This is a genomic window from Candidatus Fusobacterium pullicola (assembly GCA_018883725.1).
Classification (GTDB): domain Bacteria; phylum Fusobacteriota; class Fusobacteriia; order Fusobacteriales; family Fusobacteriaceae; genus Fusobacterium_A; species Fusobacterium_A pullicola.
This window is the reverse complement of record JAHLFN010000016.1, coordinates 22,479-39,897: the sequence shown is the minus strand read 5'-3', so window position 1 is coordinate 39,897 and position 17,419 is coordinate 22,479. Positions and strand designations below refer to the sequence as shown.

At 29.9% G+C, this 17,419-nt stretch carries 17 protein-coding genes; 2 read left to right on the top strand and 15 right to left on the bottom strand.

Translation table 11 applies throughout. From position 1 onward, the window contains the following. Nucleotides 1–59 precede the first annotated feature (59 nt). From IAA47_01700 to IAA47_01690, 3 genes are all read right to left on the bottom strand, one after another. Entirely contained in the window at nt 60–545 is a 486-nt protein-coding gene (locus IAA47_01700; GenBank protein ID MBU3841708.1) for a hypothetical protein, read from the bottom strand. 68 nt (nt 546–613) lie between these two features. Next, complete coding sequence (locus IAA47_01695) at nt 614–5,350, bottom strand: autotransporter outer membrane beta-barrel domain-containing protein (GenBank protein MBU3841707.1); 4,737 nt, start codon at nt 5,348–5,350, stop codon at nt 614–616. Between the two features lie 287 nt (nt 5,351–5,637). Beyond that, nucleotides 5,638–6,015 carry a hypothetical protein gene (locus tag IAA47_01690; protein MBU3841706.1) on the bottom strand — a complete coding sequence of 126 codons (378 nt, stop codon included), beginning with the start codon at nt 6,013–6,015 and terminating at the stop codon, nt 5,638–5,640. Between the two features lie 153 nt (nt 6,016–6,168). On the opposite strand from IAA47_01690, the gene IAA47_01685 reads away from it, so the two are divergent. Next, complete coding sequence (locus IAA47_01685) at nt 6,169–6,363, top strand: hypothetical protein (protein ID MBU3841705.1); 195 nt, start codon at nt 6,169–6,171, stop codon at nt 6,361–6,363. Between the two features lie 14 nt (nt 6,364–6,377). Further along, nucleotides 6,378–7,106: a gamma-glutamyl-gamma-aminobutyrate hydrolase family protein gene (locus IAA47_01680; GenBank protein ID MBU3841704.1), complete on the top strand. Its 729-nt coding sequence runs from the start codon at nt 6,378–6,380 to the stop codon at nt 7,104–7,106. Nucleotides 7,107–7,124: 18 nt separating this feature from the next. Here the strand turns inward: IAA47_01680 and IAA47_01675 are convergent, their stop codons facing one another. From IAA47_01675 to accC, 12 genes are all read right to left on the bottom strand, one after another. After that, complete coding sequence (locus IAA47_01675) at nt 7,125–7,781, bottom strand: N-glycosylase/DNA lyase (protein MBU3841703.1); 657 nt, start codon at nt 7,779–7,781, stop codon at nt 7,125–7,127. Further along, nucleotides 7,768–9,174: a HAMP domain-containing histidine kinase gene (locus IAA47_01670; protein MBU3841702.1), complete on the bottom strand. Its 1,407-nt coding sequence runs from the start codon at nt 9,172–9,174 to the stop codon at nt 7,768–7,770. Before IAA47_01670 ends, IAA47_01675 begins: the two co-directional genes overlap by 14 nt. A 3-nt stretch (nt 9,175–9,177) precedes the next feature. Then, nucleotides 9,178–9,837, bottom strand: a complete 660-nt coding sequence (locus IAA47_01665) for a response regulator transcription factor (protein MBU3841701.1) — start codon at nt 9,835–9,837, stop codon at nt 9,178–9,180. 13 nt (nt 9,838–9,850) lie between these two features. Continuing rightward, on the bottom strand, nt 9,851–10,429 hold the full coding sequence (locus IAA47_01660; protein ID MBU3841700.1) for a metal-sensing transcriptional repressor: 579 nt from the start codon (nt 10,427–10,429) through the stop codon (nt 9,851–9,853). A 97-nt stretch (nt 10,430–10,526) separates the two neighbouring features. Then, complete coding sequence (locus IAA47_01655; GenBank protein MBU3841699.1) at nt 10,527–12,998, bottom strand: heavy metal translocating P-type ATPase; 2,472 nt, start codon at nt 12,996–12,998, stop codon at nt 10,527–10,529. Continuing rightward, nucleotides 12,998–13,192, bottom strand: coding sequence for a cation transporter (locus IAA47_01650; protein ID MBU3841698.1), 195 nt, complete (start codon nt 13,190–13,192; stop codon nt 12,998–13,000). The genes IAA47_01655 and IAA47_01650 overlap by 1 nt, the downstream gene beginning before the upstream one ends. 80 nt (nt 13,193–13,272) lie before the next feature. Then, nucleotides 13,273–14,304 (bottom strand): aminotransferase class I/II-fold pyridoxal phosphate-dependent enzyme, encoded by a 1,032-nt coding sequence (locus IAA47_01645; protein MBU3841697.1) that lies wholly within the window; start codon nt 14,302–14,304, stop codon nt 13,273–13,275. Between the two features lie 87 nt (nt 14,305–14,391). Then, entirely contained in the window at nt 14,392–14,796 is a 405-nt protein-coding gene (nusB, locus tag IAA47_01640; GenBank protein MBU3841696.1) for a transcription antitermination factor NusB, read from the bottom strand. Nucleotides 14,797–14,808: 12 nt separating this feature from the next. Next, entirely contained in the window at nt 14,809–15,030 is a 222-nt protein-coding gene (locus IAA47_01635; GenBank protein ID MBU3841695.1) for a DUF2273 domain-containing protein, read from the bottom strand. Nucleotides 15,031–15,041: 11 nt separating this feature from the next. Then, nucleotides 15,042–15,566 (bottom strand): alkaline shock response membrane anchor protein AmaP, encoded by a 525-nt coding sequence (amaP, locus tag IAA47_01630; GenBank protein MBU3841694.1) that lies wholly within the window; start codon nt 15,564–15,566, stop codon nt 15,042–15,044. Between the two features lie 53 nt (nt 15,567–15,619). Further along, a complete protein-coding gene (locus IAA47_01625) occupies nt 15,620–15,997 on the bottom strand; it encodes an Asp23/Gls24 family envelope stress response protein (protein ID MBU3841693.1) in 378 nt (125 codons plus the stop codon). A 73-nt stretch (nt 15,998–16,070) separates the two neighbouring features. Continuing rightward, nucleotides 16,071–17,417: an acetyl-CoA carboxylase biotin carboxylase subunit gene (gene accC, locus IAA47_01620; GenBank protein MBU3841692.1), complete on the bottom strand. Its 1,347-nt coding sequence runs from the start codon at nt 17,415–17,417 to the stop codon at nt 16,071–16,073. Between the last annotated feature and the right edge of the window lie 2 nt (nt 17,418–17,419).

The window sequence follows — 17,419 nt, the reverse complement described above, 5'->3', positions numbered from 1 at the left end:
TAAAAAGATTGAGTGGGGATTAATCTTAATTTATAATACTCCTTTTTTAGTTAGTAATTTTATTCTTTTACTGTTTCCACAGCTTCTTTTGGAAAATGTGAATTTAATTTACTATTTAATTGGTATTTTTCAACTAATGAATTTATATAGTTTACCTTTTCATTATTTATCTGTTGTAAATATAGCTGTTCTCTTATTTGAGGTAAAGCTACTTCTGCTTTTATCCCCTTTAATTTATCCCTATTATTATTATAGATAGCCACAACCTCTTCATCTGATATATTTACCTTCTTAGCTGCAACTGTATTCAAATAATACTCTATCTCTAAATTCTCTTCCATTAATTGTAAATTATTTTTTTCAGTTGATGTATAGTTATACTTTGACATATCATTTAAAATAGCTTTTCTTATTAGAAGCTCTGCTCCCTTATTTGTATCTCCATTTAATTGAGTAACCTCAGTTGGTGTTAATTCTACTTTTGGTGGAGTATTACTACATCCTGCCATCAACAGTATAAATCCTAATATTAAAAGTTTCTTCATTTTTAACACTCCTTTTCCCAAATTAACTTAAAGAGATTACTTAAAGTAATCCCTTTAAGTCTTTCACACTAATTCTCTATTGTTCCTCCAAAGTTGATTTCAACTCTTCTATTTTTTGCTCTTCCCTCTTTAGTAGCATTGTCTGCTATTGGTCTTTCTTCTCCATAACCTCTTGTTTCATATTTAATTTTATCTGTTGTTATATTTTGTTTAAATTCATTTTCAACAAATTGAGCTCTTCTTTCTGATAATTTTTGGTTATATTCATTTGTTCCTATTGAATCTGTATGTCCTTCTATTTTTAATGTTCCTGTAGCATTTTCTTTTGTTAATTCATTTGAAATCTCTTTTACTATTTTTTTTCCTTCAGGTTTTAATTCTGACTTATCAAAATCAAAATAGTTATCTGCTTTCATAGTAAAGTCTCTCAACATCACAACTGGATTTAAATCTTTTACATCATTAAATCTGTATCTAAATCCTAAGTTAAATTGCCAGCTTTGGTCATCTCTTGTTCTTCCTATTTGTCTTTCTACATCCATATATACGTTAAAGTCTGGTGTTACATCTTTTGATGCTCCTATTCCTATATCGTACCATGTTGCATCGTTTTCATATTTTTTATCTATTACCCCTGTTTTATCTTTTGCTTTTACTCTTTGATCCCCTAAAAATTCATGGTTTATATCTGCTTTTGCATATAATGTAGCTGTTTTATTTCCTTCTTTATTATAGAAGTCATGTCCTAATCTTGCTCCTGCACGTCCTATTACACTATGAATTTCATCTAATTCTACTTTTGTTTCTTGATTTGTTGTATAATCTGTTCCATCTATATATGTGTATTGTAGTTGTACTTGTGGTTCTAAGTATGTTTTTTCGCTTAGGTCATATCTATATCCATACTCTGCACTTGCTCCTAAGAATAGATTTTTGTATGTTCCTTCTACTTTTGCTCCTGTTTCTCTTCCTGAGATATCAAACTCACTTTCCATTCTTCCTAATCTAAATACATAGTCACTATAGAATCCATTATTATACATATTTGTATCATATAGCCATAATGCTTGACGATCTACATTTGCATCTCCATTTATATTTTTATATTCCATATCCCCTTTTGAGATTTCAAATGCTATTCCTCTGTATTCTGTTCCTTTTCCTTTTTCCATTGGATATGGTTTATCATATCCTAATTGTGTCATATAGTTGTGTAATCTATATTCTCCATCTTCTCCTACTCTATCGTTTCTTAATCTTACCCAGAATCCTTCTTTTCCTTCTGCAAATGTCATATCTCCTAAACGTTTGTTTAAATTATCTAGGTACACTGCACTTGCATAGTTTGCTTTTGACATCTCTATGATAGTTTTTCCTGCATCATTTATTCTTTCTATTCCTCTTGTTAGGTACCAGTTTTCTGTTGCATTAAATCCATCTGCACTATTTACTATACTATTTCCTGGTTTAGTTGCTGTTGTTCCATCCCCATTATATACAACATTTTCTTCATCATTTATATCATAAGCTGAGTTTTCTGTATTATAACTTACGTTATTTATACCTCTTTCTTTTACTTCATTTGCCACAAATTCAACTTTTCCTGTCGCTTGGTCTCCTAATGTTGCAAAACGTAATTTTTCTCCAGGTTGTAAATTTAATACACTGTCTGTTAAGTTGACTGTTTGAGTTATCACTTTATTTTCAGTAGCTGGCTCTTCATTTGCAAATAGAGCTACTGCTGATCTCATTTTTTGATTTTGTTGAACATCATCTATATTATCAACTACATTGTATACATATAGCATATTTCCTGATTCTTTATTTTCTGAATCTAGAGTTATATTAAATGTTCCTTCTCCTGCTAGATTTTTTATTCTCAATGCATTTCCTTCATGTGTTAAGTCTACTACTCCACTACCTTCTTTAAATTCAAGATTTGTTACATAGCTTTGTCCTATAGCATTCCATGTTGCATTTTTTCCAAGTTTTATACTTATTTCTCCACCTTCTGCTATATTTTCATCAAATTTATTATTACGGAATCCTGCTTCTTTAAATCCTTCGTTTATAGTAAAGTAGTCATCAGCTCTTCCTACAAAATATCCTCCATTAGACATATCTAGATTTACTTTTCCACCATTTGCTGCTAATACTTCTCCTATTACTACCATTGAATCTGGATTTCCATTTCCACCTTTTACTGATACCTCTGAATTTGCTTTACCTGAAAGTATATCTCCTATTAAGAATACATTATCATTTGAATCAATATTTATTTTTCCTCCAGATGTTGCCATTAGCGTTATATCTGTATTTGATATTAACTCTTTAAAATCCCCTGCTGTAAGATTTCTTAATTCTTCTAAATTTTCTATATCATATTTTTCTGTTAATACATCATTTCCTGATATTACTGTTAATTTTCCATTGACAGTAATATTTTCTACCATCGCAGTATTAGTATCTCCTTGAGCATAGATACCTACGTTATTTATTTTAGTCTCATCCTCTGAACCATCTTCCCCTGTTCTACTTATTACAGTTGTATCTCCAGATAATGTAATATTACCATCATTTATTGCTTGAAGTACTGGTCTTACTAATAAATTATTATCTTTATAATTTTCAATTAAATAACTATTTCCTACAAATTTACTAACTCCATCAAATTTTAAATTAGTATCTTTTACTGTTACTGCTATGTCACTTGAAGTTACATTTAAGTTATTGACATTCGTTAAATCAAGTGTTGCCTCATCTTGTAATCTAATTCCTTGGGTGGTATTAAATATTTTACTTACTGTTACATTTGTATCTATATCTCCTGCATTACTTCCATCTATTTCTTTACCTATAGATGTAATATTCAAAGTATCTCCCTTAATTTTAGTATCACTTTTTTCTAAGGCTTGAAGACCATATGCATTATTTCCTGTTGTTTGTGCTAAAATATTAACTTTTTCTCTAGCTTCAAGGTTTAAAATACTGCTTGGTTCTATATACATACCATATGATGACTTTCCTTCTGTTTTTTCTAAAGTTTCAAAAGAGAAGCCAGATTTACTATTTATTTCAATATTACTTCCTGATATAACTGATTCTTTATTAGTCAATCCTGTTACTATTCCATATGTATTTCCGTTTTCTGATGCTGAATTAACAATAATATTATTATCTGCTTTTAAAATAGCTTTATCTCTTAAAAAAAGACCATAATCATTACCAGTTTTATTTTTAGAATCGATATCTATATTTTTAGCTTTTATATCTACTTCACTTGAACCTCCACTTCCGTTAAAAGAAAGTACTCCATATATACTACTATTACTATTCCCAATAGTATTTATATCAACATTTTCTTTGACATTGATATCTATTTTTGAATTACCACCTGTGGCATAGTTATAAACTCCATATGCTATTCCATTATTTGATAATGAATTAGCTACTAATTCTCCTTTAGAGTTTAATGAAAGTGTTGCTTTTCCACCAGAAGAATTATTATATATTCCATATGATGCTATAGTATCTTTTGAACTTAAATTTAAATTTCCTGATGAGTTTAATGAAATTTTTGTTTCATCATCTTTTTTTCTTGCACTATTAAATAAAGAAGCTGAATATAAATTTCCTTGAGCCTTTATATTTAGATCTTCCACTGTATCTACTGTTACAAACGAATCTTTTGTTATACTATCTGCATATACCCCAATTGCTGATGAGTTATTTGAAGTACTAATTATATCAACAATTTTTCCTTTGATATTAGTATCTCTAGCATCAAATGCAAATACTCCATAACTACCTATTTTATTCGAAGTTGACTCTAAATTAACTTCTCCACCTCCTGCTATATTTACAACACCATTGGCATTGTATAGGGTAGAAGTATAATCTGCATATGTTTCATCACTAGATGTTCCCTTTAAAGTTATATTTTCTCCGTTTAAATTTATACTACTATCTTTACTATCGTTTTCAAGTACAAAAGTTTTTTCTTTAGATTTAGTTTCTATTACTATATCTTTTCCTTCTAAGCTTACATTTGAAGTTTTATCTCCTCCTGTAACAACTGATGTTTTTACTCCAACAATTAATCCAGTCTGTGATTCTCCATATAATGTTACATTTCCATTTTTAGCTATTAAATCTATATCTATTTCACAACTTCCAGCATCAGCACTTATTATAGCTGCTAAATCTCTCTCAGTATTTTTTGCATTTGTTTTTAAAAAAATATCATTATTTTCAGATTCTAAATATATTTTTTTAGGATTAGTACCACTTGAATTGGCAAAAATTGCATATGCTGTTGCTATTCCAGAATCTGCTTCTATTTTTATATTTTCTTTAGCTTTCAATTCTATTTCTGAAGAAGAATTTTTATTTTCAATTCCCATAGATATTCCATAAGCTGTATTTGTAATATTTTTATCACTATTTTCATCTGAGTTATTAATTGCTACAATAGAAATTTTTCCTTCTGCATTAACAGTAAATTTTGCATTTGTAACACCTATTCCTTTTGCTTCACCATTTAATCCTTTTTCTCCCTTAGCGGAATCAACTTTAATTTCAAAATTATTTATATTTTCTATATTGTTATCTTTTGTTATTTCTAATCCTACTATTTCTTTGGTTGACTCTTCCTTTATTTCTATATTATTATTTTCATCTGGAGTTAGATTTACTTCAGCATACCCTATATTTCCAGTTATTAAAAATGAAACTATTAACCCTAATGTTACTTTTACTTTATTTTTCAACCATCTTTTTATACTTTTTTCTACATTACCTTTCATTTTAATTCCCCCACTCAAGCCTTCAAATCTTATTTTTTGGATTTAAAAATTTCGTCTTTATTTCGTGTCTTAATCTTATCATTTTTGTCACTTATTCGCCATATATTAATTTTAATTTTTTTTATTATAATTTTATTAATGTAACATAAAAGAATTTACTTTTTATATTTTTATTAATGTAATATAAAAACATGTGTATTTTATATTTTTATTAACATATTTTTTTAAATAAAAAAAGTGGTATAAACTAACTTCTCATCAGCTTATACCACTTTTCTTAATTCTCTTTAAACTTTAGGATTTACCATTCTTTCTTTCATCATTATTGTTTGATTATTTGCTCTTTTTAAAGCTATCTCTTGATTTAATCTCTCTACTTTTTTCCAATCTGGTCTATCTTTTATCAACTCTTTTCTTAATTCTAATCTCTTCTCCATTATATCTATTCTATTTCTCTCTATCTCTTTATTTTGAATGTATCCCATTCTTCCATCATTACAATATCCTCTTGGAAAGTGGTGTCTCCCTCTTCCTTCCATATTCATTGAGTAGTTAAATTTTTCATTAATATTTTTATTTACTACAGGCTCATTCGTATTTGCTGCAAATAAAGTAGTTCCTGCTAATAATGTGATTGCTCCTACTAACATTGTTAATTTTTTCATTTTATATACCTCCTAATTTTTATCTCTATTCTTTATGGTTAAAGTATATCCTTTAATTATGACCTAAGTATGTCAAAAATTATTTTAAAATCTATTTAATAATTTAGAAAAAATTGATATAATATTAAAAAAAATTAAAGATAGAGGTTGCTTATGATACTAAATGGAAAATATAAAGTTAAGGGAAATGGTAAACAGCTAAAAGATGGAGATACTATAGAATTTGTTGAAGGATTTTCTACTTGTAGTGGACTTTGCTCAGCTTGTGAAACTCTGAAAAAAATAAAAACACAAGAGGAATTAAAAGAAAACTTCCCAAATATAGAATTAGAAAAAATAGAAGACTAATAGGAGTTGATTTTATGAAAAAACCAGTTATAGGAATAACTTCTGCATGGGAAAACGATCCTAATTTAAAAAATTATTTTAGAAATTGTGTTAGTATAGATTATTCTAAATCTGTTATAGCAGCTGGAGGAACACCAATTATTATTCCTACTCTTGATGATTTAGATACTATAAAGGAACAAGTTAAATTATTAGATGGATTAATTTTATCTGGAGGAGCTGATATTAATCCTCTACTATATGGAGAAGAATTTAAAAATGGAATAGGAGTCGTTTCTCTTGAGAGAGATAGAGGGGAGATGCTTTTCCTTGAAGAGTTTATAAAGAGTGGTAAACCAATACTTGGAATATGTCGTGGGCATCAACTTTTAAATGTATTTATGGGTGGTACTCTTTTTCAAGATTTAAAATATACTAATACCGAAGTGGTAAAACATAGACAGGATTTTTACCCTGACATGCCTGTTCATAAGGTAAAAATTATAGATAAAGATAATATACTAGCTGATTTATTTGGAGAAGAGATTTTTACTAACTCTTTTCACCATCAAGCAGTTAACAAAATAGGAAAAGATCTTACACCTATAGCTGTAGCTTCTGATGGGATTATAGAGGCTTTCCAAATGAAAAACCATAAATTTTTCTACGGTATTCAATGGCATCCAGAGATGATGACAGCTCGTGGAAATACAGATATGCTAAAAATATTTGAAAAATTTGTAGAAAAAGCTGCTGCAAAGTAATTTGCAACAGCTCTTTTTTTACTTAAAAATCTCTCCAGCTTCTAAATACCACAGTAATAAGTCTAAACTATCCATAGAGATATTTACAAATTCACAATACTCCTTCATTTTTTTCTCTATCTCTAAATAAAGTTTAGGTGTTATAGTTTTAGGTATCTCATCTATTACCTCGAGTCTTACTAGATTTCTCAATATATGTCTATCCAATATAGATATCTCTTTTCCAAAGCCTACATTTCTTAAAAAGTGACTTGCCTCTTTAAAAGCCATTCCTTTTATATTTTTTACTATCCATAATCTAGCTTCTTTTATATCTGAAAAACTTGAAAAGAAATCCTTTGTAATAAACTCTCCCTTCTCATTTTTCATCTTTTCTCTAAGCTCTACTAGATATTTAGCCTTATTATTTTTAAATCTTACTATATTGAGATATTCTACCATCTCCTCTGCTGTTCCATTAAAAAGTAATCCATTATCTCTCAATGTTGTGATAGCCTTCCAAGCATTAACAGCTTTCGATTGAGGAGTTAATATACAGAAAGATAGTTCCACATGTATATCTCTATTACTTCCTTTTTCCCATACCTTTTTAAACTCTTTTAATCTTTTTTCTATATCATCTTTTTTTTCAAGATAAACCTTCTCTATTTCATAAAAATAATCATTCTTCCTCATTTTTTTCTCCATTATATTTTTTTATTTCAAACCAGAAATTTACCATATTTCCTTCTGAAAGATAGATTCCATATTTACTTTTATGATTTTCTAATACTCCCGCTACGATAGATAGTCCTAAACCATGTCCCTCTTTTCCAATAGCACTATCTAATCTTACAAAGGGTGTCCATATAGTTTCTAAATCTTTTTCTTTTAAATTTTCACTCTCATTACTTACAGTTACCATACATCTATTTTTTTTATCTTCTACTTTTACCTTTATAGAAGACTCTCCTGTTCTATACTTTATAGCATTTGAAATAAGGTTATCTAATACTCTATCTATATACTTTTCATCACAAAGTACATTTATATCCTCTTTACCTTCATACTCAATTTTTACAGTTTTACTTGAATATTTATCTATTATCTCTTTGATAAGATGATAGATGTTTGTCTTCTCCATATTCATCTTAAAGTATCCAGACTCTATTTGTGAAATAAGTAGTAATTCTTTAACAAGACTATCCATTTTATAGCTTTCCTCTACTATGACATCACAATAGAAGTTTCTATCCTCTTCATTAGCTACATTTTCCATAAGACCTTGGGCATATCCTTGTATTATAGCTATAGGAGTTTTTAGCTCATGACTTACACAAGCAACAAACTCTTTTCTTAACTTATCTAATCTCTTCTCTCTCTCAATATCAGCTAATAGTTTTTTATTAACTCTATTTATCTCATCAATACTTTTTTCTAGAGTCTCTCCCATCTGATTTATAGCTTCTCCTAGCTCTCCTATTTCATCACTTCTATCAGCTTCAAATTTTCTACTAAAATCTAATTTAGCTATTTTTTGAGTTATCTCTTTTATCTCTAATATTGGTATAACCATTGCTTTAGAGAAGAAAAAAGCCATTGATGAACCTATAATAAAGGCTACTATAATTATTTGTAAATGGTAGTTCATAGAAACCTCTAACCCCTCTTGAATTAAACTCAATGGTGTTATTATCTCTATATATCTATCAGCTTTATATGGCATAAAAAGAATTAAAACTTTCCCTCTATAATCCTCAAAAGAGACTATTTTAAATATCGGTTGCTCATCTTTAAGACTTTTCTTTATCTCGTTTACCTCTTCCTCTGTAAGCTGTTTCTTTTGATAATACTTATCTACTTGCTCTCTTTTCTTTATCACTATTTCAGCATTATTTTGAACCTCTAGATTTCTAAAATCAACTATATAGTTCGGATCACTAATAACCCTTCCCATCTGTATTAATCTCTCTTTTTTATTTGTTATATAGAATTTTTCAAGATATACTGTATTAGTTATAGCAAAGCCCGCTATTATCAATAATACCATACTCCACATCAGCAGGAACATCTTCCATCTTATTTTCATAATCTACTCCTCAAATTTATAACCAAAACCTCTTACTGTTTGAATATACTCCTCACCTATTTTTTTTCTCAATCTTTTAATATGAGTATCTACAGTTCTCGAATCTCCAAAATAATCCCAACCCCATACAGAGTTTAAAATTTTCTCTCTTGATAGAGCAACACCCTTATTTTCTACAAAAAAGTAAAGCAAATCATACTCTTTAGGAGTTAAATCCAATACTACCCCTTTTAATCTAACCTCTCTCTTTACTCCATCTATTGTTAAATCTCCAAATACCAACGGTGCTTTATCTACAATCTTTCCATCTCTTCTTAAAAGAGCTTTTATCTTTGCTACTAAAAGTTTTGGATTGAAAGGCTTTACCATATACTCATCTGTTTCTAATTCAAATCCAAAAAGTTGATCTCCCTCATCTGCTCTTGCAGTGAGCATTATAATAGGAACCTGTGATTCCTCTCTTATCTTTCTACATACACTCCAACCATCTATTTTTGGCATCATTATATCTAAAATTACAATATCATATATATTTGTAAAAAATTTCTCTAATCCCTCTTCTCCATCTCCAGCTTCATCTACAATATACCCCTCTCTTACTAGGTAATCCTTTATCAATTTTCTTATCTTCCACTCATCATCTATTACAAGTATTCTTTTCATCATATTCCCTCCTCTACTTTATCATCTTATTTATTGTGTATAAAAAGTCATTTACGATTTTTTCCTCTAGCCCCAATTTTATATCTCTCACTAAACAATTTTTTATATGCCTTTCTAAAATCACTCTTGATACACTATCTAGTTCATTTTTTATTATAGCTATCTCTTTTAGGATACTGCTACAACATTCATCTTTTTCAATACACTCTTTTATTTTTTCTATCTGTATCTCTACTTTTTTTATTATATTATCATTACTCTCATTTATTTTTTTTATATTTTTATCTAATAAACTTTCCAAGGTTTTTATCAGATCCTCTGTTGCTTCCTCTTCCAGTCCAGATTTTATTTCACTAACTACACAACTTCTTAAATGAGCTTCTAAGATAACTTTAGCTATTCCATTTAAAGCTGATTTTACAGATGAGATTTGATTTAGTATCTCATCACACTTTACATGATTTAATATCATTCTTTCTATGCCTCGCAGTTGCCCTGCTATTCTATTTATTCTAGAGATAAGACTTTTTCTAAAATTATTCTCTGTTGATAAACAGTGTCCTTGTACCTCTTCTATATTTCTATTCTTCATTCTATCACCTTACTAACTATGAGTATATTATATTATACATTAAAAAAAGGTATTGTTGCAAATTTAAAATAAAATTTTACACAATACCTCTTCTCAATTATTTTTTAAACTTTTTTAATCTAAGAGCATTAGTAACTACAGATACAGAACTCATTGCCATAGCTGCTCCTGCTATCATAGGATTTAATAGATGACCTGTAAGTGGATATAACACCCCTGCTGCTACTGGTATCCCCACTGTATTATATATAAAAGCCCAAAATAAATTCTCTTTTATATTTTTGATAACAGCATGGCTCAACTCCATAGCTACTAGCACATCTTTTAAATCTCTTTTCATCAGAACAATATCAGCACTCTCCATAGCTATATCTGTTCCTCCACCTATAGCTATACCTATATTGGCTTGTACTAAAGCTGGTGAATCATTTATTCCATCACCTACCATAGCTACATTTTTGCCTTGCTCTTGTAACTCCTTCACTTTTAGATACTTCTCTTCTGGTGTTACCTCAGCAAATATTATATCTATTCCAGCCTCTTTTCCTATTGCTTGAGCTGTTAATTTATTATCACCAGTTATCATTCCTACATGATATCCTCTATTTTTAAGCTCTTTTGTTGTTTCTATTGCCTCTGGTTTCAAAATATCAGCCACAGCTATTACTCCAATTAAACTATCCTCAATAGCTATATACATTGGTGTCTTGCCTTGATATGCTAATTTTTCTAAAATATTCTCATTAATTATATCTCTAGAAAAATCTCTCATCAATTTTATATTTCCAATATATACTTTTTTTCCATCTATAACTCCAGTTACTCCCTTTCCAGTTATAGATTCAAACTTTTCAACCTTTGGAAATTGTAACTTTCTCTCTTTTCCAGCCTCTACAATAGCCTCTCCCAAGGGATGTTCTGAATACTCCTCCAATGCTCCAGCCACTCTCAAAATCTCATCTTCATCTATATTACTAAAGCTCATTATATCTGTTACTTTTGGTTTTCCAATAGTTAACGTTCCTGTTTTGTCAAAAACTATTGTATCTATCTTGTGAGCCTTTTCAAGAGCCTCTCCAGATTTTATAAGTATTCCTAGTTCCGCTCCTCTTCCAGTTCCTACCATTATAGCTGTAGGTGTAGCTAATCCTAAAGAGCACGGACAGGCGATAACCATAACAGCCACAAATATTGTTAAAGCAAATATTGATGGAGCTTCATGTATCTTTACTATTCCTCTACTTCCTAAATAGTACCAAGTTATCCCAGCCACTGTTGCTATCAACATTACTGTTGGTACAAAGTATCCAGATACTTTATCAGCTATCTTAGCTATTGGAGCCTTACTTCCTTGAGCATTCTCCACTAACTTGATTATCTTAGAGATAACTGTATCCTTACCTATTGCTTGAGCTTTTACCTGAATTACTCCATTTTTATTTATGCTTGCTCCAAAAACTTTATCTCCAATATTTTTCTCTACCGGAATACTCTCTCCTGTTAACATAGATTCATCTACACTACTTTGTCCCTCTACTACAACGCCATCTACTGGGATACTCTCACCAGGTTTTACAAGAACTATCTCATCTAGTTCTACCTCTTCAATATCTACCTGTACAAATTTTCCATCTCTTACAAGAGTAGCCTTCTTACTTTTTAAATTCATCAATTTTTTTATAGCTTCTGAAGTCTTCCCTTTACTCACATTTTCTAAGTATTTTCCCAACAGAATAAGAGCTAAGATAACTACTCCAGATTCATAGTATAGAGAATGTACATAATGAAAATCTCCACTATATATCTTATATGTTCCGTATAGACTATACAATATAGCTGACCCTGTACCTGTTGCTATCAATGAATCCATGCTTGGACTTCTCATTATTAACTGCTTTATTCCAACCTTATAAAATCTTCTTCCTATATAGATTACTGGAATTGCTAAGATTAATTGAATTAAGGCGAAATTAAGTGGATTTATCTCTGGTGATATGATATTAGGAACAGGAAGTCCAACCATTGTTCCCATAGAGATATAAAACACAATAGCCGAGAAAAATATAGCTAATTTAAACTCTAAAAACTCCTGTTTAAGTTTCTTTTCACTCTCTATAACTTTACTGTCCTCCTCTATATCCTCATGTTTTTTTCCCTCATATCCCAGCTTTTTTATAACTTCCAAAATCTCAGAGAGCTTTATCTTTTCAGAGTCATAGAGAATTTTTCCTCTACTATTAGCTAGATTTACTGCTATCTCCTTTACTCCCTCCAACTTTCCAACTTTTCTTTCTATCTTATTTACACAGACTTGGCAAGTTATCCCAGTAATATCTATCTCTACCTCTTTAAAATCATTTATCTCCTCTATCTCATATCCTAACTTTTTAACTACCTCTTTTATTTTTTCACTATTTAATAGATTTTCATCATACTCAATAGTTAGTTTTCCATTAGAAAGATTTACAACTGCCTCCTTTACTCCCTCTAACTTTCCAACTTTTCTCTCAATCTTATTTACACAGACTTGGCAAGTAACACCACCTAGCTGATAATTTTTTTTAATCATTAGATTACCTCATACCCAGCATCATCTAAAGCTTCAACTATAATACTCATATCAAAATCATCTGGAATATTAACAGTAGCCTCTCCTATCTTTACTTCTAATACCTCTACTCCAGATATATTCTCCAATGTATTAGCTACACTTTTTACACAGTGTTGACAACCCATTCCATCTATCTTTATAACTTTTTTCATAAATTTACCTCCATACAAATAAAAATATAGGGGTACCCCCCTATATCTATATTAATATTTTTTACTATTTTTGTCAATATTTATTTAATCTTTTTTAAATCCCCTATAAAACTTTTTACATCCTCTTCTCTTGTAGCCCAAGATGTAACAAATCTTACTACTGAATTATCTTCATCTATCTTTTCCCAAAGCTCATATCTATATTTTTTTCCAATCTCCTCTATAACTCTATTTGGAAATATAAAAAACTGTTGATTTGTATAGGAATCTGCCTTTAATTTGTAGCCAGCCTCTAAAACTCCTTTTTTTAACATATCAGCCATTCTATTTGAGTGTTTTCCTACTTGATAATATCTATCATCTTTAAATAACTCTATAAACTGTATCCCCAATAATCTTCCCTTAGCTAAAGTAGCACCTTTTTGCTTAGTACTACAGAAAAAACCTTCTGCTAAACTCTTATTTGTTATAACTAAAGCTTCTCCAAATAAAAGTCCACATTTAGTTCCGCCTAAATAAAAAGCATCACAATATTTAGGGTAATCACTTAATTCAATATCATTTTTTTCAGAAGCTATAGCTGATGCCATTCTTGCTCCATCAAGATATAGATACATTCCTACTTCCTTACAATAATTTGATATATTTATTAACTCCTCTTTAGTATAAAGAGTTCCTAATTCAGTTGGATTAGAGATATATACCATCTTAGGCTGTACCATATGTAAATCTCTCTTATGAGTCTCATATGCCTTCTTTATCATCTCTACATCTATCTTTCCATTTCCATCTGTTAAAAGCTCAATCACTTTATGTCCAGTTGCCTCTATAGCTCCAGCTTCATGGGTACTTATATGTCCAGTATCAGCTGATATCACTGCTTCATATGGACGTAATATATGTGATATTGTAAGAAGATTTGTTTGAGTCCCTCCAACTAAAAGACGTACATAACAATCATCACATTTAATACTCTTTTTTACAGCTTCTATCCCTTTGGCTGTGTACTCATCCTCTCCATACCCCACTGTTTGCTCTAAGTTTGTTTTTAGTAGTGCTTCCATTACTACTGGTAAAGCTCCCTCACTGTAATCATTTTTAAAACTTATCATCTTTACCTCCCTATTTTATCCAAAAAAAAAGAAAATAAAATTACACCCTCTATCTCTATAAAAAGATTTTAAGGTGTAATTACTTTACTACTTTTTGTTGTTTATTATCTTAGCTAATACTCCATTTACAAATTCAGAAGTTTTTTCATCTCCATATAGTTTTGCTAACTCTACTACCTCATTAACAACTATCTCATATGGAGTAGTTTCACATAAAAGCTCATATACAGAACATTTTAATAGTGCCTTTTCAACATTTCCTATTCTTTCAAAGCTCCATCCTGTGATGTTATTATTGATAGTTTCTAATATTCTATCATTATTTTCTGCCATTCCAGTCATGTATTTTTTTATAAATGCTAACTCATTTTCATTAGTTAGAACTTCATCTCTTTTAAGGTAGTTATCTAATACCTCTTTTGTACTCTCCTCTTTTAATTCACTTTCAAAAACTAATTTAAATAGTTCTTCTCTTGCTACTCTTCTACTCATTATTTTCCTTTCCTATTCTTCATTTAATTTTTCAGACAATATATTTTTAATTTTTTTTACTTTTTTAACAAAAACAGGACTTCCTAAACAGTAACCTAAAATTGTAACTAATATTATAAAAACTGTTGCAAATATTCCTACTGTTACTAATAGAAGTGCTAATATAAACCCTGTAAAAGCATAAAGATATCTTTTTCTATTTAAAATAAGATTTGCTATAATTTCATCTAACATATATCTCTCTCCTATTCATCTATATGGTTTTCAGTAGATTTTACAGCTAATTTAGAGATTTTTACCTCAATAGCCCCTACCTCTAGTCCCATTTTATCAGCTAATTTACTTTTTATCTCATTTTGAATTGAAGATGATTTTCCAGATATATTTCCATTAGATAACATATCAAGTCTCACTCTTATATTGAATTTTCTTCCTTTTTTAGAAGTTTCTACTCTTATATTTGAAATCTCTTTATCTTTAGATAAAAGCTCTCTTATAAAACTTGTTACAGAAGCAGAAGAAATATAAACTATTCCATCCTCTGTTTTTATCTCATAATCCTTCGTTCTTTCAAATAGAGATAAAAATTTTAATATAGATATAACAAAATAAATAACAGATATAATAAAAACTACTAGATCATAGCTCAATGTTCCTATATAAGTATTAAACTGCACAATATATGTTGGTATAGTCACATATACAATCCCCGTTATTGATAATAAAAATATACCTAACCATGCAAAAAAGAAAATTATTTTTTTAATCATAAAATACCACCTATAATAAAAGATTAGAGGTGCCTTTCAACACCTCTATGGAGTTACGCTTCTAAACCTTCCTCTTCCTCTTCAGAAGTCTCTTCAGCTCTAATTTTTACATCTTGAACATACACATTTACTTCTACTACTTTTAGCCCACTCAATTCAGATACAGCTTTTAAAACTGATTTTTGTACATCATGAGCAACCTCAGAGATAAGGTATCCATATTCTACAACGATAAATATTTCAATGCTACACTCTTTTTCTCCTACTTCTACCTTTACCCCATTTGTAGGTCTTTTCTTTCCTAAAATTTTGCTAACTTCATCAGCTACACCACCAGCTAATTTATAAACACCTTCTACATCTGAAGCTGCCTTAGCTGCTATTGTTTTTACTACATCATCAGATATTCTTATATTTCCTAATTCGCTCATTTGTAACACCTCCGTGTAATCTTCTACTATATATTATACCTAATTTTTTCAAAAAAAACTACTATTTATAAAATTATTTTTTTGAAAAATTTTCTTCAATAAAATTTGTTGAAGTTTTTCCAGCTAAATAAAGCTCATTATTTAAAACCTCTAAGTGGAAAGGTATAGTTGTATCTATTCCCTCAATTATATACTCACTTAAAGCTCTTTTCATCTTAGCTATAGCTTCCTCTCTATTGATTCCAAAAGTTATAAGCTTTCCTATCATAGAATCATAGTATGGACTGATTTCATACCCTTGATATGAGTGAGAGTCAACTCTAACTCCATTTCCTCCAGGAACTATATATTTTGTCAATACACCTGGTGAAGGTAAGAAGTTATTATTTGGATCCTCTGCATTTATTCTACACTCAATAGCATGTCCAAAAAGTTGAATATCATCTTGAGTTATATTTAATTTTGCTCCATAAGCTATTTGAATTTGTAGTTTTATAATGTCTAATCCTGTTACCATCTCAGTTACAGTATGTTCTACCTGAACTCTTGTATTCATTTCCATAAAATAGAATTTATTATCCTTATCCACTAAAAACTCTAAAGTCCCAGCTGAGTCATAATTTATAGCCTTAGCTAGTGTTACTGCTGCCTCTCCCATAGCTTTTCTAACTCCAAAAGGTAAAGAGAATGATGGTGCTTCCTCTATAAGTTTTTGATGTCTTCTTTGAATAGAGCAATCTCTCTCTCCTAAATAGATAACATTTCCATGTTTATCTCCTAAAACTTGAACCTCTATATGTCTAGGATTTTCTACAAATTTCTCTATATATACATCTGGGTTTCCAAAAGCTGCTCCAGCTTCAGTTTGAGCTGCTACTATGTTAAGTTCTAATTCCTCATCATTTCTAGCTATTCTCATACCCTTTCCTCCACCACCAGCAGTGGCTTTGATCATTACTGGATATGTTATTCTCTCATTTACCTCTTTTTTAGCTTCTGATATACTTCTTACTATTCCAGTTCCATTTGTTAGTGGTACATTATTAGCTATAGCTGTTGCTCTTGCTGTAGCTTTGTCTCCCATCTTTGTGATACACTCTGGTCTAGGTCCTATGAAAGTAATATTGTGCTCCTCACATATTGAAGCAAATTTAGCATTCTCTGATAAAAATCCATATCCTGGGTGAATTGCATCTGCTCCTGTTATCTCAGCTGCAGCTATTATATTAGGTACTTTTAAGTATGATTCTGTACTTGATACTCCTCCTATACATACAGCTTCATCAGCTAATCTTACATGTAAGCTCTCTTTATCTGCTTCAGAGTATACAGCAACTGTTTTTATTCCTAATTCCTTAGCTGCTCTGATTACTCTTACAGCTATCTCTCCTCTATTTGCAATAAGTATTTTTTTAAACATTT

Excerpts from the sequence above, each read along its gene's own strand:
- nusB (MBU3841696.1), bottom strand. The coding sequence starts at position 14,796 with ATGAGTAGAAGAGTAGCAAGAGAAGAACTATTTAAATTAGTTTTTGAA.
- IAA47_01645 (MBU3841697.1), bottom strand. The coding sequence starts at position 14,304 with ATGATAAGTTTTAAAAATGATTACAGTGAGGGAGCTTTACCAGTAGTA.
- amaP (MBU3841694.1), bottom strand. The coding sequence starts at position 15,566 with ATGATTAAAAAAATAATTTTCTTTTTTGCATGGTTAGGTATATTTTTA.
- IAA47_01655 (MBU3841699.1), bottom strand. The coding sequence starts at position 12,998 with ATGATTAAAAAAAATTATCAGCTAGGTGGTGTTACTTGCCAAGTCTGT.
- IAA47_01700 (MBU3841708.1), bottom strand. The coding sequence starts at position 545 with ATGAAGAAACTTTTAATATTAGGATTTATACTGTTGATGGCAGGATGT.
- IAA47_01650 (MBU3841698.1), bottom strand. The coding sequence starts at position 13,192 with ATGAAAAAAGTTATAAAGATAGATGGAATGGGTTGTCAACACTGTGTA.
- IAA47_01680 (MBU3841704.1), top strand. The coding sequence starts at position 6,378 with ATGAAAAAACCAGTTATAGGAATAACTTCTGCATGGGAAAACGATCCT.
- IAA47_01670 (MBU3841702.1), bottom strand. The coding sequence starts at position 9,174 with ATGAAAATAAGATGGAAGATGTTCCTGCTGATGTGGAGTATGGTATTA.
- IAA47_01635 (MBU3841695.1), bottom strand. The coding sequence starts at position 15,030 with ATGTTAGATGAAATTATAGCAAATCTTATTTTAAATAGAAAAAGATAT.
- accC (MBU3841692.1), bottom strand. The coding sequence starts at position 17,417 with ATGTTTAAAAAAATACTTATTGCAAATAGAGGAGAGATAGCTGTAAGA.
- IAA47_01660 (MBU3841700.1), bottom strand. The coding sequence starts at position 10,429 with ATGAAGAATAGAAATATAGAAGAGGTACAAGGACACTGTTTATCAACA.
- IAA47_01695 (MBU3841707.1), bottom strand. The coding sequence starts at position 5,350 with ATGAAAGGTAATGTAGAAAAAAGTATAAAAAGATGGTTGAAAAATAAA.
- IAA47_01690 (MBU3841706.1), bottom strand. The coding sequence starts at position 6,015 with ATGAAAAAATTAACAATGTTAGTAGGAGCAATCACATTATTAGCAGGA.
- IAA47_01685 (MBU3841705.1), top strand. The coding sequence starts at position 6,169 with ATGATACTAAATGGAAAATATAAAGTTAAGGGAAATGGTAAACAGCTA.
- IAA47_01625 (MBU3841693.1), bottom strand. The coding sequence starts at position 15,997 with ATGAGCGAATTAGGAAATATAAGAATATCTGATGATGTAGTAAAAACA.
- IAA47_01665 (MBU3841701.1), bottom strand. The coding sequence starts at position 9,837 with ATGAAAAGAATACTTGTAATAGATGATGAGTGGAAGATAAGAAAATTG.
- IAA47_01675 (MBU3841703.1), bottom strand. The coding sequence starts at position 7,781 with ATGAGGAAGAATGATTATTTTTATGAAATAGAGAAGGTTTATCTTGAA.